Origin of the sequence: Mycobacterium sp. IS-1742, assembly GCF_001500125.1 — a bacterium.
GTDB lineage: Bacteria > Actinomycetota > Actinomycetes > Mycobacteriales > Mycobacteriaceae > Mycobacterium.
In genome coordinates this window covers 30,413-47,967 of record NZ_LQIV01000019.1, presented here as the reverse complement: position 1 = coordinate 47,967, position 17,555 = coordinate 30,413, and the positions used below count along the sequence as shown (strand labels likewise).

The following is a 17,555-nucleotide window of genomic DNA, read 5'->3' as shown; positions in this document are numbered from 1 at the left end:
CGGTTCTAGCGTTGGAGATACGAAATCGTTTCTTGGAGGCCACCATGTCCCGTCCCGTGCTCTACCCGCTGCGCTCCGTCGACACCGCCACCGTGCAGATCATCGACGCGCCGCACCACCGCCGCCGGGTGACGATCGACCACCGGCCGTTGGCCGGCGTGACACCGGCGATGCTGCTCGACTGGTTCACCCATCTCGACGCGACGATGCGCTACGGCGGCGAGGTGATCGACCGCTATCTGGCGTGGCACCCGATCGACCACATCCGGTGGGAGCTGGCCCGTCCCGCGCCGGGTGGCGGGGCGGCCGACGGCGCCCGTTTCCGCATGATGGAGGCGTTCGGCGGGCGTCCCGAATTCACGATCGACGAGGTGGCGCGGGTCGAGAAGCTGGACGCGACGGGCATCCGCCTGGTCAAGCGGGTCGCGGGCGCGGTGTTCTTCCAGCTCGAGCACACCTGGTCGGCCGGGACCGACGGTGCGCACTACGTCACGGTGATGGACCTGGGGGTCCGGTCCCCGCTGTTGGCGCCGGTGAACCGGCTGGTGTCGCGGCACTTCCCCGACGACAAGATGCGTGCCTGGGTGCGGCACAACATCGAAGAGGTCGGCCAGTTGGAGTATCTGCTGCCCGCGCTCGTCTCAGGTGAAGCGGAACCAGCGCAACGCGCCTAGCGCCGCGACGCCGCCCCACGCGGCGAGCACGGCCAGTCCCAACCAGTCGACCGAGAGCGTCATCGCCTGCGTCAGAGCCTCGGTCAGCGCGCCCGACGGCGTGAGCCGGGCGGCCCACGCGAGCGCACCGGGAACCGCCTGGCCCTCGAGGGTGAGTGCGCCCAGACCCGCGAACACGAACCACAGGAGGTTGGCGACCGCCAGCACGATCTCGGCGCGCAGCGTGCCCCCGAGCAGCAGGCCCAGCGCCGCGAACCCCGCGGTGCCCAGCGCGATGATCACCGCACCGAGCAGCAGTCCGACCACCTCGGGACGCCATCCCAGCGCCATCCCGATGGCGCCGAGCAGGATCGACTGCAGGAACACGACGGTGACCACCGCCAGCGATTTGCCCGCGATGATGCCCCACACCGGCAGTGCCGTCGCGCCGAGCCGTTTCAGCGCGCCGTAGCGACGGTCGAAGGCGACCGCGATGGCCTGGCCGGTGAACGCCGTCGAGATCACCGCCAGCGCCATGATCGCGGGAACGAACGTGCCCGCGCGGTCGTCCCCGAAATCGCCGAGCGGCAACACGATCAGCCCGACCAGGAGCGTGATCGGGATGAACATCGTCAGCAGCAGCTGTTCGCCGTTGCGCAGCAGCAACCGCAGTTCCAGGCCGAACTGCGCGGCCAGCATCTTCGGTACGGCCGCGGGCCGCGGATCGGGTGTGAACGTGCCCGGCGCGAACTGGTTGGTCGTCATTTGCGCAACTCCCGGCCGGTCAGGTCCAAGAACACGTCCTCGAGGCTGCGCTGCTCGACGCGCATGTCGGTGGCCAGCACGTTCAGCCGCGCGCACCAGGCCGTCACGGTGGCCAGCACCTGCGGATCGACATGCCCCTCGACGAGGTATTCGCCCGGTGTGGTCTCGGTTGCCTGATAGCTCTCCGGCAGCGCGGTCATCAGCAGCGACAGGTCCAGCTTGGGCGGCGCGCTGAACCGCAACTGGTTCTCGGCGCCGCTGCGCATCAGCTCCGCGGGCGTCCCGGCGGCCACCGCGACACCGTGGTCGATGATCACCAGCCGGTCGGCGAGCTCCTCGGCCTCGGTCAGCTGGTGGGTGGTCAACACGACGGTGACGCCGTCGCGGCGCAGCGCGTCGATCAACTCCCAGACCACGATGCGGGCGTGGGCGTCCATCCCGGCCGTCGGTTCGTCGAGGAAGACCAGTTCGGGACGGCCGACGACGGCACAGGCCAGCGCCAGCCGCTGCTGCTGGCCGCCGGACAGCCGGCGGTAGGTGGTGCGGGCGACGTCGGTGAGCCCGAGGGTGTCGAGCAGCCACCGCGGGTCGAGCGGGTCGGCGGCGTAGGCGGCGACCAGGTCGAGCATCTCGCCGGCCCGGGCCGCCGGGTAACCCCCGCCGCCCTGCAGCATGACGCCGATGCGCTCGCGGACCCTGGTGTTGTGCGCGGCGGGGTCCATGCCGAGGATCTCGATGGTGCCCGAATCGGGGCGCAGGAACCCCTCGCACATCTCGACGGTCGTCGTCTTGCCGGCGCCGTTGGGTCCCAGCAGCGCGAGCACTTCCGCGCGGTGCACGTCGAGGTCCAGGTTGGCGACCGCCGTCGTCGACCCGTAGCGCTTGCTCACACCGCGCAGCCGCACGGGCTGTGCGGACGAGCGTTCGGATCCGGTGGTCACGGGGAATCAGCGTATGCGCCCGGCGCGGCGGACCGCGGTTGCGGTGGTCGGGGCTCCTCGTCGGCGGGCGCCGGCGACTCGGGCGGCAGCCCCGGCATGGCCGGCGGATCGCCGTCGGGCAGCGGCTTCCACGGCAGCCTGCGCCAGGTCAGTGCCATCAGCACCGCGACCACGACCGTGCTGGCGAGTGTGGCCATCACGATCTGGAACAGCGCGAACCGGTCGCCGTTGGCGGTCGGGCCGAAGATGCCGACGATCAGCGTGACCGCGATCGTCGACCCCCGGAATCCCGGGCGGGTGGCCCAGGTCGCGAGCGGGATGATCGCCCACAGCAGGTACCAGGGCTGCACCACCGGGAACAGCAGCACCGTCGCCCCTAATGCCACGCCGAGGCCGCCGACCGGATGCAACCGCCCCCGCAGCACCGCCAGCAGCAGTCCGCTGACCAGGACCGCGATGATGCTCACACCGATGGCGCGGGTGAGTCCCAGGATCGCGGTGGTGTGGTCGCCCAGCCCGAGGAGGATGCCCACCTGACCGGTGCCCAGCGCGATCAGCGTCGGCGGGGACATCCAGCTGCGCACCACGTTGGCGGTGCCGAGGGTGAACAACCAGCCGAACCCGAGCCCGCTGGCCCAGCCGATGATCGCCATCACCGCCACCGCGACCGCGGTCAGCGATCCGCCGGCGATGAAGAACGCCTTGACCGTGCCACCCCACCGGCACGCCAGCGCCATCGCGACGAACCCGAGCGCGAGCAGCGACGGCAGTTTCACCTGCGACGACATCGCGATCAGCACGGTGCCGACGAGCAGCATGGCCATCGGGTACCACCGCGACCACTGCGCCGCCCCCGACGGCCAGTGCAACGGCCGCGGGACGAGTGGCCGGGCGGCGTCCACGCCGCGCAGCGCGAACTCCGTGCCCGCCAGCATCAGGCCGAGCATCAGCGCCTCGTTGTGGATGCCCGCGACCAGGTGCATGAACAGCAGGGGATTGCACGGTCCCAGCCACAGCGCGCTGACCTCGGCTACCCCGCAGCGGCGGGCCAGCCGCGGGGTGGCCCACACGATCAGGCCGACCCCGGCCAGCACGACCAGGCGATGGAACAGCACCGCCCAGACGATGTTCTCGCCGGTGATCGAGGAGATGGTCTGGCCGATCCACAGGAACAGCGGACCGTAGGGCGCGGGCGTCTCGCGCCACAGGCTGGGCACCGACAGCGTGAAGACGTGGTCGAGTCCCAACCCGGGGGCGGGGCCGACCTCGTACGGGTCGAGTCCCTGCAGGGAGATCTCGCTCTGCGCGAGGTAGGAGTAGACGTCCTTGCTGTACATCGGCGGGGCGATGAGCAGCGGGATGGCCCACAGCAGCAGCGTGCGGTCGGTCTGGCTGCGTGACATCCGCCTGCTGCCGAGCGCGAAGCGACCCAGCATCAGCCAGGCCAGCGCCATCATCACCGCGCCCGTCGTCGTCATGGTCAGCGAGACGGTCTGGATGCGGGAGGGCAGGTTGAGCAACCGGACGCCGAAGGTCGGGTCCTGGACGACGGGGCGGGCTCCGGCCCCCAGCGCGCCGATGGCCATCAACACGGTGCCGGTCGCCCCGAACAACCGCGTCCGGCGCAGCGCGACCAGATCGGCCTCGGTGAGCGGTGAGCCGACGGTGCGCTCGTCGCCGTGCCAGCGGGCGATCGAGGAACTGAAGGACTGCAGCCGCCCGGCCATACGAGCCATTCGAGCAGAGTAGCCGCCGGGCCTATGGCCATTCTCACGCTCCGACTAAGGGTGGCCTTGGTGGAACCACCTGTCGAATTCGGTCACAATGGTGTTGTGAAAATCCCCACCGAGGCTGTCGGCGTGTCCGCAGCGCACGTCTCGGATGGGCATACCCGCAGCACGATCATCCAGATGCTGCTGCAGGGCCCGGTCACCGCATCGGAGATCGGCGAGCGGCTCGGCATCTCCGCCGCAGGCGTGCGGCGGCACCTCGACGCGCTGATCGAAGCCGGCGACGCGCAGGCCGCGGCGGCCGCGGCGTGGCAGCACACCGGCCGGGGCCGCCCAGCCAAGCGCTACCGTCTGACCGCCGCCGGACGCGCCAAGCTCGGCCACACCTACGACGACCTCGCCGCCGCGGCGATGCGGCAGTTGCGGGAGATCGGCGGCGACGAAGCCGTGCGCACCTTCGCCCGCCGGCGCATCGACACCATCCTCTCGGGAGTAACCGAGGGGGCCGATGGTGTTGAATCAACTGCCGGCCGGGTGGCCGATGCGCTCACCGAGGCCGGATACGCGACCACCACCACCCGGGTCAGCGGCCCGATCGACGGTGTGCAGATCTGCCAGCACCACTGCCCGGTCTCGCACGTCGCCGAGGAGTTCCCGGAGCTGTGCGAGGCGGAGCGCGAGGCGTTCGCGGAGATCCTCGGCACCCACGTGCAGCGGCTGGCCACGATCGTCAACGGCGACTGTGCCTGCACCACCCACGTGCCGCTGCAGCCCGACCAGGCACCACCCCTCCGGCGCACAGCCCGCGCCGGATCCGTACCGACCGACCAAGGAGCGTCGACATGACCGCCACCCCGGACACGACGAGCGTCACGCCCGACCACACGATCGGCGAGCCGCTGTCGCAGGAGGAGGCCATCGCCTCGCTGGGCCGTTACGGCTACGGCTGGGCGGACTCCGACGTCGCGGGCGCCAGCGCCCAGCGCGGGCTGTCCGAGGCCGTGGTGCGCGACATCTCGGCGAAGAAGAGCGAACCCGATTGGATGCTCGACATCCGGCTGCGCGCGCTGCGCACGTTCGACAAGAAGCCGATGCCGAACTGGGGCTCCAACCTCGAGGGCATCGACTTCGACAACATCAAGTACTTCGTGCGGTCCAGCGAGAAGCAGGCCGCCACGTGGGACGACCTGCCCGCCGACATCAAGAACACCTACGACAAGCTCGGCATCCCCGAGGCCGAGAAGCAGCGGCTGGTGTCGGGTGTGGCCGCGCAGTACGAGTCCGAGGTGGTCTACCACTCGATCCGCGAGGATCTCGAGGCTCAGGGTGTGATCTTCCTCGACACCGACTCCGGCCTGCGCGAGCATCCCGAGCTGTTCAAGCAGTACTTCGGCACGGTGATCCCGGCCGGTGACAACAAGTTCTCCGCGCTCAACACCGCCGTGTGGTCGGGTGGCTCGTTCATCTACGTGCCGCCGGGTGTGCACGTCGACATCCCGCTGCAGGCCTACTTCCGGATCAACACCGAGAACATGGGCCAGTTCGAGCGCACGCTGATCATCGTCGACGAAGGTGCCTACGTGCACTACGTCGAAGGCTGCACCGCCCCGATCTACAAGAGCGACTCGCTGCACTCCGCGGTCGTCGAGATCATCGTCAAGCCGGGTGGCCGCTGCCGTTACACGACCATCCAGAACTGGTCGAACAACGTCTACAACCTGGTCACCAAGCGTGCCCGGGCGGAGGCGGGCGCCACCATGGAGTGGGTCGACGGCAACATCGGCTCCAAGGTCACCATGAAGTACCCGGCCGTGTGGATGACCGGTGAGCACGCCAAGGGCGAGGTGCTCTCGGTGGCGTTCGCCGGCGAGGGCCAGCACCAGGACACCGGCGCCAAGATGCTGCACCTGGCGCCGCAGACGTCGAGCAACATCGTGTCCAAGTCGGTGGCCCGCGGCGGTGGCCGCGCCTCCTACCGCGGTCTGGTCCAGGTGAACAAGGGTGCGCACGGTTCCCGCTCGAGCGTGAAATGCGATGCGCTGCTTGTCGACACGATCAGCCGCTCCGACACCTACCCGTACGTCGACATCCGCGAGGACGACGTCACGATGGGTCACGAGGCGACCGTGTCCAAGGTCAGCGAGGACCAGCTGTTCTACCTGATGAGCCGCGGCCTCACCGAGGACGAGGCGATGGCGATGGTGGTGCGCGGCTTCGTCGAGCCGATCGCCAAGGAGCTGCCGATGGAGTACGCGCTGGAGCTCAACCGGCTGATCGAGTTGCAGATGGAAGGCGCGGTCGGATAAGTGACGCAGAATCTGACAGCCGCGGCAGAGGGAACACCGGCCGGCTCGGCACTCAACAAGGGTGAACTGTTCTCGTCGTTCGACGTCGACGCCTTCGAGGTGCCCGGCGGCCGTGACGAGATCTGGCGGTTCACACCGCTCAAGCGGCTGCGCGGCCTGCACGACGGGTCGGCGGCCGCGACGGCGCAGGCCCGCATCCAGGTCGCCGAGCGCCCCGGTGTCACGATCGAGACGGTGCAGCGCGGTGACGAACGACTCGGCCAGGGCGGTGTGCCCTCGGACCGCGTTGCCGCCCAGGCGTTCTCGTCGTTCGAGTCCGCGACCGTGGTGACCGTGGCCCGCGACACCGAGGTGGCCGAGCCCATCGAGATCACCGTCGAGGGGCCCGGCGAGGGTGCGGTGGCCTACGGACATCTGCAGATCCGCGTCGAGGAACTCTCGCGAGCGATCGTCGTGGTCGACCTGCGCGGCAGCGGAACCTACGCCGACAACGTGGAGATCATCGTCGGCGATTCGGCCGGTCTGGGCGTGATCTGGATCGCCGACTGGGCCGACGACACGGTGCACGTGAGCTCCCATCACGCCCGCCTGGGCAAGGATGCGGTGCTCGGGCACGTCAACGTGACGCTGGGCGGCGACGTCGTGCGCACCACGGCCACCGTGCGGTTCACCGCGCCCGGCGGTGACGCGAAGATGCTCGGCACCTACTTCGCCGACGACGGCCAGCACTTCGAGTCGCGCCTGCTCGTCGACCATGCGCAGCCGAACTGCAAGTCCGACGTGCTGTACAAGGGTGCGCTGCAGGGTGATCCGCACTCGAACAAGCCCGACGCCCACACCGTCTGGGTGGGCGACGTGCTGATCCGGGCGGAGGCCACCGGCACCGACACCTTCGAGGTGAACCGCAACCTGGTGCTCACCGACGGCGCCCGCGCCGACTCGGTGCCCAACCTCGAGATCGAGACCGGCGAGATCGTCGGGGCCGGGCACGCCAGTGCCACCGGCAGATTCGACGACGAGCAGATGTTCTACCTGCAGGCGCGGGGCATCCCCGAAGACCAGGCGCGCCGGTTGATCGTGCGCGGTTTCTTCGGCGAGATCATCGGCAAGATCGCGGTGCCCGCCGTGCGGGAACGCCTCACCGCCGCCATCGAACGCGAACTCGAGCTCACTGAAGGAAGCAACTCGTAATGTCCACATTGGAAATCAAGGATCTTCACGTCAGCGTCACCGGCGGTGACGACACCGAGGCCAAGGCCATCCTCAAGGGTGTCAACCTCACCGTGAACTCGGGGGAGACGCACGCGCTGATGGGCCCCAACGGGTCCGGGAAGTCCACGCTGTCGTATGCGGTCGCGGGCCACCCGAAGTACACGGTCACCTCGGGGTCGATCACGCTCGACGGTCAGGACGTCCTCGAGATGAGCGTCGACGAGCGGGCCCGCGCCGGTCTGTTCCTGGCCATGCAGTATCCGGTCGAGGTGCCGGGCGTGTCGATGTCGAACTTCCTGCGCACCGCCGCCACGGCCGTGCGCGGTGAGGCGCCGAAGCTGCGGCACTGGGTCAAAGAGGTCAAGGCCGCGATGGACGACCTCGAGATCGATCCGGCGTTCTCGGAACGCAGTGTGAACGAGGGCTTCTCGGGCGGCGAGAAGAAGCGCCACGAGATCCTGCAGCTGTCGCTGCTCAAGCCGAAGATCGCGATCCTCGACGAGACCGACTCCGGCCTCGACGTCGATGCACTGCGCGTGGTCAGCGAAGGCGTGAACCGCTACGCGGCGGAGTCGAACGGCGGCGTGCTGCTGATCACCCACTACACCCGGATCCTGCGCTACATCCAGCCGCAGTTCGTCCACGTGTTCGTCGGCGGCCGCATCGTCGAGTCAGCCGGACCCGAACTCGCCGACGAACTCGAGACCAACGGATACGTGCGCTTCACCCAGCAGGCCGCGGCGGCGGGCGCGTAAAGGGGGCCATTGCCATGACGACCGCGGCGAGCCGACTGGACGTGGCGGGGATCCGTGCGGACTTCCCGATCCTGCAGCGGGTGATGCGCGGCGGAAATCAGCTGGCATATCTCGACTCCGGCGCGACGTCGCAGCGTCCGCTGCAGGTCCTCGACGCCGAACGTGACTTCCTGACCACGTCGTACGGTGCCGTGCACCGCGGCGCCCACCAATTGATGGAGGAGTCGACCGACGCCTACGAGGCCGGCCGTGCCGACATCGCGGCGTTCGTCGGCGCCGACACCGACGAGCTGGTGTTCACCAAGAACGCGACCGAGGCGCTCAATCTCGTCGCCTATGTGCTGGGTGACGAGCGGTTCGAGGGTCACGCCGTCGGCCCGGGCGACGTCATCGTCACCACCGAACTCGAGCACCACGCCAACCTGATCCCGTGGCAGGAGCTCGCCCGCCGCACCGGGGCGACGCTGCGCTGGTATTCGGTCACCGAGGACGGCCGGATCGACCTGGACTCCCTGCAGCTCGACGAGCGGGTGAAAGTCGTTTCCTTCAGCCATCATTCGAACGTCACGGGTGCGGTGGCGCCGGTCGCCGAAGTGGTCAAGCGGGCCAGGGCGGTCGGGGCGCTGACGGTGCTCGACGCCTGCCAGTCGGTGCCGCACCAGCCGATCGACTTCCACGGTCTCGGTGTCGACTACGCCGCGTTCTCCGGTCACAAGATGCTGGGCCCCAACGGGATCGGCGTGCTCTACGGCCGGCGTGAGCTGCTCGCGACGATGCCGCCGTTCCTCACCGGCGGTTCGATGATCGAGACGGTCACCATGGAGGGCGCCACCTATGCGTCCGCCCCGCAGCGCTTCGAGGCGGGCACCCCGATGACCTCACAGGTCGTCGGGCTGGCTGCGGCGGCGCGGTACCTGTCGGCGATCGGCATGGCCGAGGTCGAGGCGCACGAGGCCGAACTGGTGTCCGCTGCGCTGGAGGGGCTTTCGGGGATCGACGGCGTCCGCATCGTCGGGCCGTTGTCGACGGTCGAGCGTGGCTCGCCCGTCTCGTTCGTCGTCGACGGGATCCACGCCCACGACGTCGGTCAGGTGCTCGACGACGACGCCGTGGCCGTGCGCGTCGGCCACCACTGCGCGTGGCCGCTGCACCGGCGGTTCGGCATCACCGCCACCGCCCGGGCGTCGTTCGCGGTCTACAACACCCTCGACGAGGTGGAGCGGTTGGTCGCCGGTGTCCGCCACGCCGTCGAGTTCTTCGGGGACTGACATGCGCCTCGAGCAGATCTACCAGGAAGTGATCCTGGATCACTACAAGCATCCGCACCACCGTGGGCTGCGGGAGCCGTTCGGCGCCGAGGTGCACCACGTCAACCCCACCTGCGGGGACGAGGTCACGCTGCGCGTGGCGTTGGCCGACGACGGCGAGACGGTGGCGGATGTGTCCTATGACGGACAGGGTTGTTCGATCAGTCAGGCGTCGACGTCGGTGCTCGCCGATCAGGTGATCGGGGAGTCCGTCGGCGACGCGCTCAAAACCGTGGCCGCGTTCACCGAGATGGTCTCGTCGCGGGGCACCATCGAGGGGGACGAGGATGTGCTCGGTGACGGCATCGCGTTCGCCGGTGTCTCGAAGTACCCGGCACGCGTGAAGTGCGCGCTGCTCGGCTGGATGGCTTTCAAGGACGCTGTGGCCCAGGCGTCCCACGATTCGGAGGAGAAACGATGAGCGAAACGACGGCCCCCAACGAGGAACTGCTCGCCGACATCGAGGAGGCGATGCGCGACGTCGTCGACCCCGAACTCGGCATCAACGTCGTCGACCTCGGACTCGTCTACGGGCTGGACGTCGAGAAGGGCGACACCGGCGACGTGGCGCTGATCGACATGACGCTGACGTCGGCGGCCTGCCCGCTGACCGACGTCATCGAGGACCAGTCGCGGACCGCGCTGGTCGGCGCCGGACTGGTCAAAGAGATCAAGATCAACTGGGTGTGGAACCCGCCGTGGGGCCCGGACAAGATCACCGAGGACGGCCGCGAACAACTCCGCGCGCTCGGTTTCACCGTCTAAGTCCCCTGATGTCGTGCGGCGGGTGACAATCTCGCTGTGATGACAGTTCCCGCCACCGGATGGCGAGGTGGTCCGGTCGGCCGGGGGCTGTTGATAGGCGCCGTCGCAGGACTGTTCCTCGGGGCGCTCGCGCTCCTCGATTCCGGATTCCTCGTGGTGGGCGCGATTGTCACCGTCGTCACCGGCGCATTCCTCGGCACGTTGACGGTGCGCAGGATGAACCGCTACTGGCCCGGCGCCGACGAACTCAGCCCCGCCGACCGGGTGACCGTGGTGCGGGCCGCGCGGCGCGGGTACCCCGTCCGCGATCCGCGGCTGGCCCGCAGTGTGGTCGACTACGACGCCGGCCTGCGCGCCTCGGCCGAACCGCTGGACCGCTACCGCTGGGTGCTGCCGCTGGTGCTGGTCGTCGCGCTCGTGACCGCGGCGGTCGACGCGGTCACCGGATCAATGCGCGAGACCGTCGCCTCCTGCGTCTACCTGGGACTGCTGGCCATCGAACTGACCTGGTGGCCCGCCCGCCGCCGGGAACTGCTGCTGAACTCCGCGCTCGCGACGGCGCTGGCCAGACAGGTGCTCGCGGAGGAGCCGTCGGAGGAAGGGTAGGCCGCGTTCGGCGGCTGCCGATTACCCTGTGCAGCAATGACTTTCAGCGCGATCTAGTTGTTGGTGGGTGGTGGGGGTTGGTATGGGGTGTACCACCACCAGTCGGCGCGTTCTCCGGATGGTCCGGGGTAGGGCGGCACGGTGGGTGGTGCGGTGGTGGGTGGTCGCGCCGACGATCCCGGTTGCATGGGTTGGCCGCGGCTGTCGGTGATGACGAGTTGGCTTGCGGGGCCGGTGATGGTGATGATCCCGCGGTGGTGGGCCCGGTGATGGTAGGGGCACAGCAGCACGAGGTTGTCGAGCTCGGTGGGTCCGCCGTTCTCCCAGTGCTGGAGGTGGTGGGCGTGCAACCCACGGGTGGCCCCACAGCCCGGGACGACACACGTGGAGTCGCGGTGCTCGAGGGCACGCCTTAGGCGGCGGTTGATCAGCCGGGTGGTGCGCCCGGCGCCGATGACGTGGCCGTCGCGTTCGAACCACACCTCGCAGGTGGCGTCGCAGGTCAGGTATTGCCGGTCGGCGTCGGGCAGCAGTGGGCCGAGGTGGAGGGCGGCGATGCGGTCTTTGATGTCGAGGTGCACGACGACGGTGGTGTGCGCGCTGTGGGGGCGGCGGGCGGCGTAGGTGTCCCAGCCGGCTTCGACCAGCGCGGTGAACGCGTCGGCGCGGGTTGGCATCGGCGGCCGGTCGGCGGACCCGCTCTTACCGTGGTCGCGTTTCCACTGCGCGATCAACCCATCGTGGTGGGACTGCAGGGCGGCGTCGAACACCGCCGCCTCGACATGGGGTAGGGCGATGCGCCAGTAGGTGTACTGCTCATCGCTGGTCGAGGTGATCGACGCCTGCGGCGGCTCAGCCGCGGGTTTGGGCTCGTTTTCGAGCTCGGGTTCGGGTGCGGGTTTGGTTTCGAGTTTGATCGCGGTGCGCAGTTGGCTGACGCTGGCGTGCTTGGCCAACTCGGCGTAGTGCTCGTCGGATCCGGCGCCGGCTTTCTCGGCGATGATCCCGACCTGATCCAGCGACAGCCGTCCCTCGCGGAGACCCTGCACACAGCGGGGAAGCTCCTCGATCCGTTCGGCCACCGCGACGATCGATTTCGCATTCGCCGCAGACACATCGGTTTTCCACGCCATCAGCGCGGCGACTGAACGGGCCCCGGTGGCGCCCCACAACCCGTCGTGCTCGATCTCAGCGGCGATCTCCACGATGCGGCCGTCGATGGCGTTGCGCTGACCGGCCAGCTCGGACAGTTCCTCGAACAACGCCTCCAGCCGCGCAGCGCCAGGCGCGCTCGGCACGAAACACGGTGCGACCGAAGACATGACCCCATACAAGCAGAGGGGTCCGACATCGATACGCGGATGCGGAGGCCGACGTCAGCCGGCGGCCCACTGCTTGGCTTGCTCGAGGTCGGCGAGCCCGAACAGCTTGATCTCGCCGGGGACCATCCATGCGAACAGGTGCAATGTATGGGTGACCCAGTCCATGTCGGTGACGATGGCGATCCGCTTGAAAGCCGAGTGGTGCTCGAAGAGGACGCCGAGACCCAGCTTCAGATCCTGCACCAATCCGCCGGGGCCGAACCCCGCGTAGTCCTCGATGACCTCGACGATCCTGATCTCGCCGGATTCGCCGAGTTGCTCCATCGTCGGCCCGATCTCGCGGAGTTCATCACCGCCCACCCGCCCCGATACGCGGATGCCGGTGACGCCTTCCGGCATGTCGGACAGCATTTCGATCATGACGGCCCCCGGCAGCAGTGAAGGATCGATCCCGAGATCTGGTCCCAGTGTCGCGAATATGCTCCGGGAATGGACGAGGAACCGCTCGATTGGGCGGGCGTTCTGGACCCGTCGATGCTCTCCGAAGCCGTCGTCGCGGCACGACACCGACTGGCAGACGCGGCCCGGGCTGGTGATTGGAGCGCCGTCCTCCATCTGCTCGACAGCGGCGGCGACGACCTGGGCATCAAGGACATCGAGCTGAATCCGAACCAATGGCGGCCGGGGAGCCCGAAGTGGTTCACGCCCCTGCATCAAGCAGCCTGGCACGGTGCCCCGGTTCCGGTGGTCGCGGCGCTCCTCGAGCGCGGAGCACTCCGGTCCTTGATGGACGCGAAGGGGCGGACGGCTCGCGACGTCGCGGTGGAGCGCAGGCATTCGGACGACGTGATCACACTTCTGACCCCGCGTCGATCCCCGTTGGGTGAGCAGCGGGTCGCACTGTTCGACCGGTATCTCGCCGAGGTCATCGACAGACGCGTCCGAGAATTCGGGCTCGACCGTGACTACCCCGACCGGGACCCTCGCAAGGCGCTGCGCTACCCGCCCGTCGGCGTGCTTCACGAGGCGCCGGGCCAGTCGGTGTGGTTTCCGATCCCCGGCATGTACGGCGGCTTCCACGTCACGCTGCGGCAGGGGTACCTCGAATCACTGAGTTGGTGTCGCGTGGCCGGCGGATCAGCCCAGGCCCACGTCATCACGCACCAGGGATTCGTGCTCACCGACGAGGAGTTCGACCTGTGAGTGACGGACCAGACATGACCTCGATCGCCGCGACGGTTTGCGCACGACCGGCGGGGGAACACTGCGCCCGACTCCGGCGTTAGGACAGACGTGGCTACCCAAGACATCACCGCAGATCAGTTCAACGAGACGATCAACGACAACGAGATCGTGCTCGTCGATTTCTGGGCGTCGTGGTGCGGGCCGTGTCGCGCATTCGCCCCGACCTTCGCCGCCTCGTCCGAGAAGCACCCGGACGTCGTGCACGCCAAGGTCGACACCGAGGCCGAGCAGCAACTGGCGGCCGCGGCGGACATCCGCTCGATCCCGACGCTGATGGCGTTCAAGAAGGGCAAGCTGGTGTTCAACCAGGCCGGCGCCCTCCCGCCCGCCGCGCTCGAGGACCTCGTGCAGAAGGTCAAGGAATTCGACATCGACGCCGCGATCGCCGAGCAGGAAAACGCCCAATCCGAGTGACGGGTTCGACGCCGGGCACGCGCTAGCGTGCTCAGCGTGACCGCTGACAATTCGTACGGCTCGTTCGTTCTCGTCGACCGCCCGCGTCCCCAGGTCGCGGTGGTGACGCTCAACCGCCCGGAGCGGATGAACTCGATGGCGTTCGACGTCATGGTGCCGCTGCGCGACGTGCTCGACGAGCTCACCTACGACAACTCCGTACGCGCGGTCGTCCTCACCGGCGCCGGCCGGGGTTTCTCCTCCGGCGCCGACCACAAGTCGGCCGGTGCGGTCCCACACGTCGACGGGCTGACCCGGCCCTCCTACGGGTTGCGGTCGATGGAGATCCTCGACGACGTCATCCTGGCCCTGCGCAAGATGCACCAACCGGTGATCGCCGCGGTCAACGGTGCGGCGATCGGCGGCGGGCTCTGCCTGGCTTTGGCCGCCGACATCCGGGTGGCGGCATCCGGCGCCTACTTCCGGGCCGCGGGCATCAACAACGGCCTCACCGCCAGCGAACTCGGGCTGAGCTACCTGCTGCCGCGGGCCATCGGCTCGTCGCGCGCGTTCGAGATCATGCTGACCGGCCGCGACGTCGACGCCGACGAGGCGCAGCGCATCGGGCTGGTGTCGCGCACCGTCCCCGAACAGGATCTGCTCGACGTCTGCTGCGAGATCGCCGAGCGTATCGCCGCGTTCTCCCGCCCCGGCGTCGAGTTGACCAAACGCACCCTGTGGAGCGGTCTGGACGCCGGCAGCCTCGAAGCGCACATGCAGGCCGAAGGGCTCGGCCAGCTCTACGTGCGGCTGCTCACCGCGAACTTCGAGGAAGCGGTCGCGGCGCGCAAGGAGAAGCGTCCGGCGGTCTTCACCGACGACAAAGCGTGAGCGTCGCCACGACCGCGGTAATGAGTTGGCGCGCGGTGCCTACCTGCACGTAACCTCGACGTAGCCATGTCATGGCGGCCGGCTTCGTCGCGCCCGAATTCGTCACCCACCCCCGTATGGAGGAAACGCGCCCGTGATCACCGCAACGGACCTGGAGGTCCGCGCCGGGGCGCGCACGTTGCTCTACACCGAGGGCACGACGCTGCGCGTGCAGCCCGGCGACCGGATCGGACTGGTCGGGCGCAACGGCGCGGGCAAGACCACCACCATGCGGATCCTCGCCGGCGAAGGCGAACCCTACGCGGGCACCGTCATCCGCAGCGGTGAGGTGGGCTACCTGCCGCAGGATCCCCGCGAAGGCGACCTCGACGTGCTGGCCAGGGACCGGGTGCTGTCCGCCCGCGGCCTCGACACCCTGCTCGCCGACCTCGAGAAGCAGCAGGTGCTGATGGCCGAGGTCGCCGACGACGCGGCCCGCGACAAGGCGGTGCGGCGCTACGGTCAGCTCGAGGAACGCTTCGCCGCACTCGGCGGCTACGCCGCGGAGAGCGAGGCAGGCCGGATCTGCGCGAGCCTCGGGCTGCCCGAACGTGTGCTGACCCAGTCGCTGCGCACACTCTCCGGCGGCCAGCGGCGCCGGGTCGAACTGGCGCGGATCCTGTTCGCGGCCAGCGACAGCGGTTCGGGTGCTGGAGGTTCAGGCACCACTCTCTTACTCGATGAGCCGACCAACCACCTCGACGCCGACTCGATCACCTGGCTGCGCGACTTCCTGCAGAACCACACCGGCGGCCTGGTCGTCATCAGCCACGACGTGGAGCTGCTCGCCGCCGTCGTCAACCGGGTCTGGTTCCTCGACGCCGTGCGCGGCGAGGCCGACGTCTACAACATGGGCTGGCAGAAGTACCTCGGCGCGAGGGCCACCGACGAGCAGCGTCGGCGCCGGGAGCGGGCCAATGCCGAGAAGAAGGCGTCGGCGCTGCGTACGCAGGCCGCCAAGATGGGCGCCAAGGCCACCAAAGCCGTTGCGGCACAGAACATGCTGCGCCGAGCCGAGCGCATGATCGCCGAGCTCGACGAAGAGCGCGCGGCCGACAAAGTGGCCAAGATCAGGTTCCCCACTCCTGCGGCGTGCGGCCGCACGCCGTTGGTGGCGAAGGGCCTGACCAAGACCTACGGATCGCTGGAGATCTTCACCGGCGTCGACCTGGCGATCGACAAGGGTTCCCGTGTCGTCGTGCTGGGGCTCAACGGTGCGGGCAAGACGACGCTGCTGCGTCTGCTGGCCGGGGTGGAGAAGGCCGACGCCGGCGTCATCGAACCCGGTCACGGCCTGAAGATGGGTTACTTCGCCCAGGAGCACGACACCATCGACGGCGAAGCGAGCGTGTGGGAGAACATCCGCCACGCCGCCCCCGACACCGGCGAACAGGACCTGCGCGGCCTGCTGGGTGCGTTCATGTTCAGCGGTCCCCAGCTCGACCAGCCCGCGGGCACGCTGTCCGGTGGCGAGAAGACCCGGCTGGCCCTGGCCGGGCTGGTCGCGTCCACCGCCAACGTGCTGCTGCTCGACGAACCCACCAACAACCTCGATCCGGCCTCGCGTGAGCAGGTCCTCGATGCGCTGCGCAGCTACCAGGGTGCCGTCGTGCTCGTCACCCACGACCCCGGCGCGGCCGAGGCGCTGGAACCGCAGCGGGTGGTTCTGCTGCCCGACGGCACCGAGGACTACTGGTCCGAGGAGTACCGGGAGCTCATCGAACTCGCCTAGCCACCCCGGGTTCACACCCGATTGATGACATCTGACGCCACCGCCGATTAGCGGCTGCCCCGATGGGTAATTCTCAGGAGCAGTCGGGGCATCGCAACAGCGGGGAGATGTCAATGAAGAAGTCTGAAAAGTCCCGGGAAGAACTACTCAACGAGTTGCGGGCCGAGTATGAGGGTGGTGCGAGTATTCGCGCTCTGGTGGCGAAAACCGGCCGGTCCTACGGGTCGATTCACAGCATGCTGCGCGAGTCCGGAACGACGATGCGCAGCCGCGGCGGACCGAACCACCGTTCGCGGCGGTCCAGCGTCAGCTGACGCTGGACCCCTGCTGACGCACCGAGGCCTCGACGAGGTCGAGCACCGCGCCGAGCTTCTTCGGGTCGTCACCGGAGGCGAGCCGCGCGACCAACCCGTCGAGCACCAGGTCGAGGTAGGTCTGCAGCACCTCGCTGGGGACGTCGTCGCGTAGCCGGCCCGCCTCCTTCTGGCGGTGCAGCCGCGCCGTGGTGGCCGCGGAGAGTTCGGCTGAGCGTTCCTCCCAGCCCTGGTGGAACACCGGGTCGTTGCGCAGCTTGCGCGCGATCTCCAGCCGGGTCGCCAGCCAGTCGAACTGGTCGGGGGCCGCCAGCAGGTCACGCATCACCTGGATCAGACCTTCGCGGGAGGCGACGTCTGCCATCCGCTCGGCGTCCTCGCGCGCCAACTCGAAGAACAGCGTGTCCTTGTCGCGGAAATGGTGGAAGATGGCGCCGCGCGACAGCCCGATGGTGTCTTCGAGCCGCCGCACGGTCGCCTTGTCGTATCCGTACTGCGCAAAGCAGCGCCGGGCGCCGTCGAGGATCTGACGACGGCGCGCCGCCAGATGGTCGTCGGTGACCCGGGGCATCCGTCCAG

20 protein-coding genes are annotated in these 17,555 nt (G+C 68.8%); 14 read left to right on the top strand and 6 right to left on the bottom strand.

The window, feature by feature from the left end; genetic code table 11:
• The first annotated feature begins 44 nt into the window (after nucleotides 1-44).
• On the top strand, nucleotides 45-674 hold the full coding sequence (locus AU196_RS13360) for a hypothetical protein (protein ID WP_059095558.1): 630 nt from the start codon (nucleotides 45-47) through the stop codon (nucleotides 672-674).
• Here the strand turns inward: AU196_RS13360 and AU196_RS13355 are convergent.
• Genes AU196_RS13355 through mptB form a run of 3 tightly spaced genes read right to left on the bottom strand, consistent with a single transcriptional unit; the run spans nucleotide 642 to nucleotide 4,086 of the window.
• Entirely contained in the window at nucleotides 642-1,418 is a 777-nt protein-coding gene (locus tag AU196_RS13355; RefSeq protein WP_059095557.1) for an ABC transporter permease, read from the bottom strand. The two genes, AU196_RS13360 and AU196_RS13355, sit on opposite strands and share 33 nt — an antisense overlap.
• Nucleotides 1,415-2,323, bottom strand: coding sequence for an ABC transporter ATP-binding protein (locus AU196_RS13350; RefSeq protein WP_082695714.1), 909 nt, complete (start codon nucleotides 2,321-2,323; stop codon nucleotides 1,415-1,417). Before AU196_RS13350 ends, AU196_RS13355 begins: the two co-directional genes overlap by 4 nt.
• Before the next feature lie 32 nt (nucleotides 2,324-2,355).
• Nucleotides 2,356-4,086: a polyprenol phosphomannose-dependent alpha 1,6 mannosyltransferase MptB gene (mptB, locus tag AU196_RS13345; protein ID WP_197415781.1), complete on the bottom strand. Its 1,731-nt coding sequence runs from the start codon at nucleotides 4,084-4,086 to the stop codon at nucleotides 2,356-2,358.
• A gap of 33 nt (nucleotides 4,087-4,119) precedes the next feature.
• Here mptB and AU196_RS13340 point away from each other — a divergent pair, with 33 nt between their 5' ends.
• Genes AU196_RS13340 through AU196_RS13305 form a run of 8 tightly spaced genes read left to right on the top strand, consistent with a single transcriptional unit; the run spans nucleotide 4,120 to nucleotide 11,040 of the window.
• Nucleotides 4,120-4,935: a helix-turn-helix transcriptional regulator gene (locus tag AU196_RS13340; RefSeq protein WP_197415779.1), complete on the top strand. Its 816-nt coding sequence runs from the start codon at nucleotides 4,120-4,122 to the stop codon at nucleotides 4,933-4,935.
• The gene (gene sufB, locus AU196_RS13335; protein ID WP_059095554.1) at nucleotides 4,932-6,395 is read left to right on the top strand and encodes a Fe-S cluster assembly protein SufB; all 1,464 of its coding nucleotides are present in this window, start codon (nucleotides 4,932-4,934) and stop codon (nucleotides 6,393-6,395) included. The genes AU196_RS13340 and sufB overlap by 4 nt, the downstream gene beginning before the upstream one ends.
• Nucleotides 6,396-7,586: a Fe-S cluster assembly protein SufD gene (gene sufD, locus AU196_RS13330; RefSeq protein WP_059095553.1), complete on the top strand. Its 1,191-nt coding sequence runs from the start codon at nucleotides 6,396-6,398 to the stop codon at nucleotides 7,584-7,586.
• On the top strand, nucleotides 7,586-8,362 hold the full coding sequence (gene sufC, locus AU196_RS13325) for a Fe-S cluster assembly ATPase SufC (RefSeq protein WP_059095552.1): 777 nt from the start codon (nucleotides 7,586-7,588) through the stop codon (nucleotides 8,360-8,362). Before sufD ends, sufC begins: the two co-directional genes overlap by 1 nt.
• Before the next feature lie 14 nt (nucleotides 8,363-8,376).
• Nucleotides 8,377-9,630: a cysteine desulfurase gene (locus tag AU196_RS13320; protein WP_059095551.1), complete on the top strand. Its 1,254-nt coding sequence runs from the start codon at nucleotides 8,377-8,379 to the stop codon at nucleotides 9,628-9,630.
• A gap of 1 nt (nucleotide 9,631) precedes the next feature.
• Nucleotides 9,632-10,090 carry a Fe-S cluster assembly sulfur transfer protein SufU gene (gene sufU, locus AU196_RS13315; protein ID WP_059095550.1) on the top strand — a complete coding sequence of 153 codons (459 nt, stop codon included), beginning with the start codon at nucleotides 9,632-9,634 and terminating at the stop codon, nucleotides 10,088-10,090.
• The gene (locus tag AU196_RS13310) at nucleotides 10,087-10,434 is read left to right on the top strand and encodes a metal-sulfur cluster assembly factor (protein WP_059095549.1); all 348 of its coding nucleotides are present in this window, start codon (nucleotides 10,087-10,089) and stop codon (nucleotides 10,432-10,434) included. The genes sufU and AU196_RS13310 overlap by 4 nt, the downstream gene beginning before the upstream one ends.
• A 39-nt stretch (nucleotides 10,435-10,473) precedes the next feature.
• Nucleotides 10,474-11,040: a hypothetical protein gene (locus AU196_RS13305; protein WP_353647245.1), complete on the top strand. Its 567-nt coding sequence runs from the start codon at nucleotides 10,474-10,476 to the stop codon at nucleotides 11,038-11,040.
• A 53-nt stretch (nucleotides 11,041-11,093) separates the two neighbouring features.
• Here the strand turns inward: AU196_RS13305 and AU196_RS13300 are convergent, their stop codons facing one another.
• Both AU196_RS13300 and AU196_RS13295 read right to left on the bottom strand, forming a co-directional pair.
• On the bottom strand, nucleotides 11,094-12,362 hold the full coding sequence (locus AU196_RS13300) for an HNH endonuclease signature motif containing protein (protein ID WP_059095547.1): 1,269 nt from the start codon (nucleotides 12,360-12,362) through the stop codon (nucleotides 11,094-11,096).
• 54 nt (nucleotides 12,363-12,416) lie between these two features.
• Nucleotides 12,417-12,782, bottom strand: a complete 366-nt coding sequence (locus tag AU196_RS13295) for a SpoIIAA family protein (protein WP_059095546.1) — start codon at nucleotides 12,780-12,782, stop codon at nucleotides 12,417-12,419.
• A gap of 69 nt (nucleotides 12,783-12,851) precedes the next feature.
• Between AU196_RS13295 and AU196_RS13290 the strand changes: the two genes are divergently transcribed.
• The 5 genes from AU196_RS13290 (at nucleotide 12,852) to AU196_RS25160 (ending at nucleotide 16,976) form a co-directional block, all read left to right on the top strand.
• Nucleotides 12,852-13,565 (top strand): ankyrin repeat domain-containing protein, encoded by a 714-nt coding sequence (locus AU196_RS13290; protein ID WP_059095545.1) that lies wholly within the window; start codon nucleotides 12,852-12,854, stop codon nucleotides 13,563-13,565.
• 90 nt (nucleotides 13,566-13,655) lie between these two features.
• The gene (gene trxA, locus AU196_RS13285; protein ID WP_059095544.1) at nucleotides 13,656-14,021 is read left to right on the top strand and encodes a thioredoxin; all 366 of its coding nucleotides are present in this window, start codon (nucleotides 13,656-13,658) and stop codon (nucleotides 14,019-14,021) included.
• A gap of 27 nt (nucleotides 14,022-14,048) precedes the next feature.
• Nucleotides 14,049-14,891, top strand: a complete 843-nt coding sequence (locus tag AU196_RS13280; protein ID WP_059095543.1) for an enoyl-CoA hydratase — start codon at nucleotides 14,049-14,051, stop codon at nucleotides 14,889-14,891.
• A 133-nt stretch (nucleotides 14,892-15,024) separates the two neighbouring features.
• Entirely contained in the window at nucleotides 15,025-16,662 is a 1,638-nt protein-coding gene (locus AU196_RS13275) for an ABC-F family ATP-binding cassette domain-containing protein (protein ID WP_059095542.1), read from the top strand.
• Between the two features lie 113 nt (nucleotides 16,663-16,775).
• On the top strand, nucleotides 16,776-16,976 hold the full coding sequence (locus AU196_RS25160) for a helix-turn-helix domain-containing protein (protein WP_011559843.1): 201 nt from the start codon (nucleotides 16,776-16,778) through the stop codon (nucleotides 16,974-16,976).
• On the opposite strand, the gene AU196_RS13270 is transcribed toward AU196_RS25160, so the two are convergent.
• Nucleotides 16,969-17,547 carry a TetR/AcrR family transcriptional regulator gene (locus tag AU196_RS13270; RefSeq protein WP_059095541.1) on the bottom strand — a complete coding sequence of 193 codons (579 nt, stop codon included), beginning with the start codon at nucleotides 17,545-17,547 and terminating at the stop codon, nucleotides 16,969-16,971. The genes AU196_RS25160 and AU196_RS13270 overlap by 8 nt on opposite strands.
• Nucleotides 17,548-17,555: the final 8 nt, after the last annotated feature.

Excerpts from the sequence above, each read along its gene's own strand:
- AU196_RS13360 (WP_059095558.1), top strand. The coding sequence starts at position 45 with ATGTCCCGTCCCGTGCTCTACCCGCTGCGCTCCGTCGACACCGCCACC.
- AU196_RS13355 (WP_059095557.1), bottom strand. The coding sequence starts at position 1,418 with ATGACGACCAACCAGTTCGCGCCGGGCACGTTCACACCCGATCCGCGG.
- mptB (WP_197415781.1), bottom strand. The coding sequence starts at position 4,086 with ATGGCCGGGCGGCTGCAGTCCTTCAGTTCCTCGATCGCCCGCTGGCAC.
- AU196_RS13340 (WP_197415779.1), top strand. The coding sequence starts at position 4,120 with ATGGCCATTCTCACGCTCCGACTAAGGGTGGCCTTGGTGGAACCACCT.
- sufB (WP_059095554.1), top strand. The coding sequence starts at position 4,932 with ATGACCGCCACCCCGGACACGACGAGCGTCACGCCCGACCACACGATC.
- sufC (WP_059095552.1), top strand. The coding sequence starts at position 7,586 with ATGTCCACATTGGAAATCAAGGATCTTCACGTCAGCGTCACCGGCGGT.
- AU196_RS13320 (WP_059095551.1), top strand. The coding sequence starts at position 8,377 with ATGACGACCGCGGCGAGCCGACTGGACGTGGCGGGGATCCGTGCGGAC.
- sufU (WP_059095550.1), top strand. The coding sequence starts at position 9,632 with ATGCGCCTCGAGCAGATCTACCAGGAAGTGATCCTGGATCACTACAAG.
- AU196_RS13310 (WP_059095549.1), top strand. The coding sequence starts at position 10,087 with ATGAGCGAAACGACGGCCCCCAACGAGGAACTGCTCGCCGACATCGAG.
- AU196_RS13305 (WP_353647245.1), top strand. The coding sequence starts at position 10,474 with ATGACAGTTCCCGCCACCGGATGGCGAGGTGGTCCGGTCGGCCGGGGG.
- AU196_RS13300 (WP_059095547.1), bottom strand. The coding sequence starts at position 12,362 with ATGTCTTCGGTCGCACCGTGTTTCGTGCCGAGCGCGCCTGGCGCTGCG.
- AU196_RS13295 (WP_059095546.1), bottom strand. The coding sequence starts at position 12,782 with ATGATCGAAATGCTGTCCGACATGCCGGAAGGCGTCACCGGCATCCGC.
- AU196_RS13290 (WP_059095545.1), top strand. The coding sequence starts at position 12,852 with ATGGACGAGGAACCGCTCGATTGGGCGGGCGTTCTGGACCCGTCGATG.
- AU196_RS25160 (WP_011559843.1), top strand. The coding sequence starts at position 16,776 with ATGAAGAAGTCTGAAAAGTCCCGGGAAGAACTACTCAACGAGTTGCGG.
- AU196_RS13270 (WP_059095541.1), bottom strand. The coding sequence starts at position 17,547 with ATGCCCCGGGTCACCGACGACCATCTGGCGGCGCGCCGTCGTCAGATC.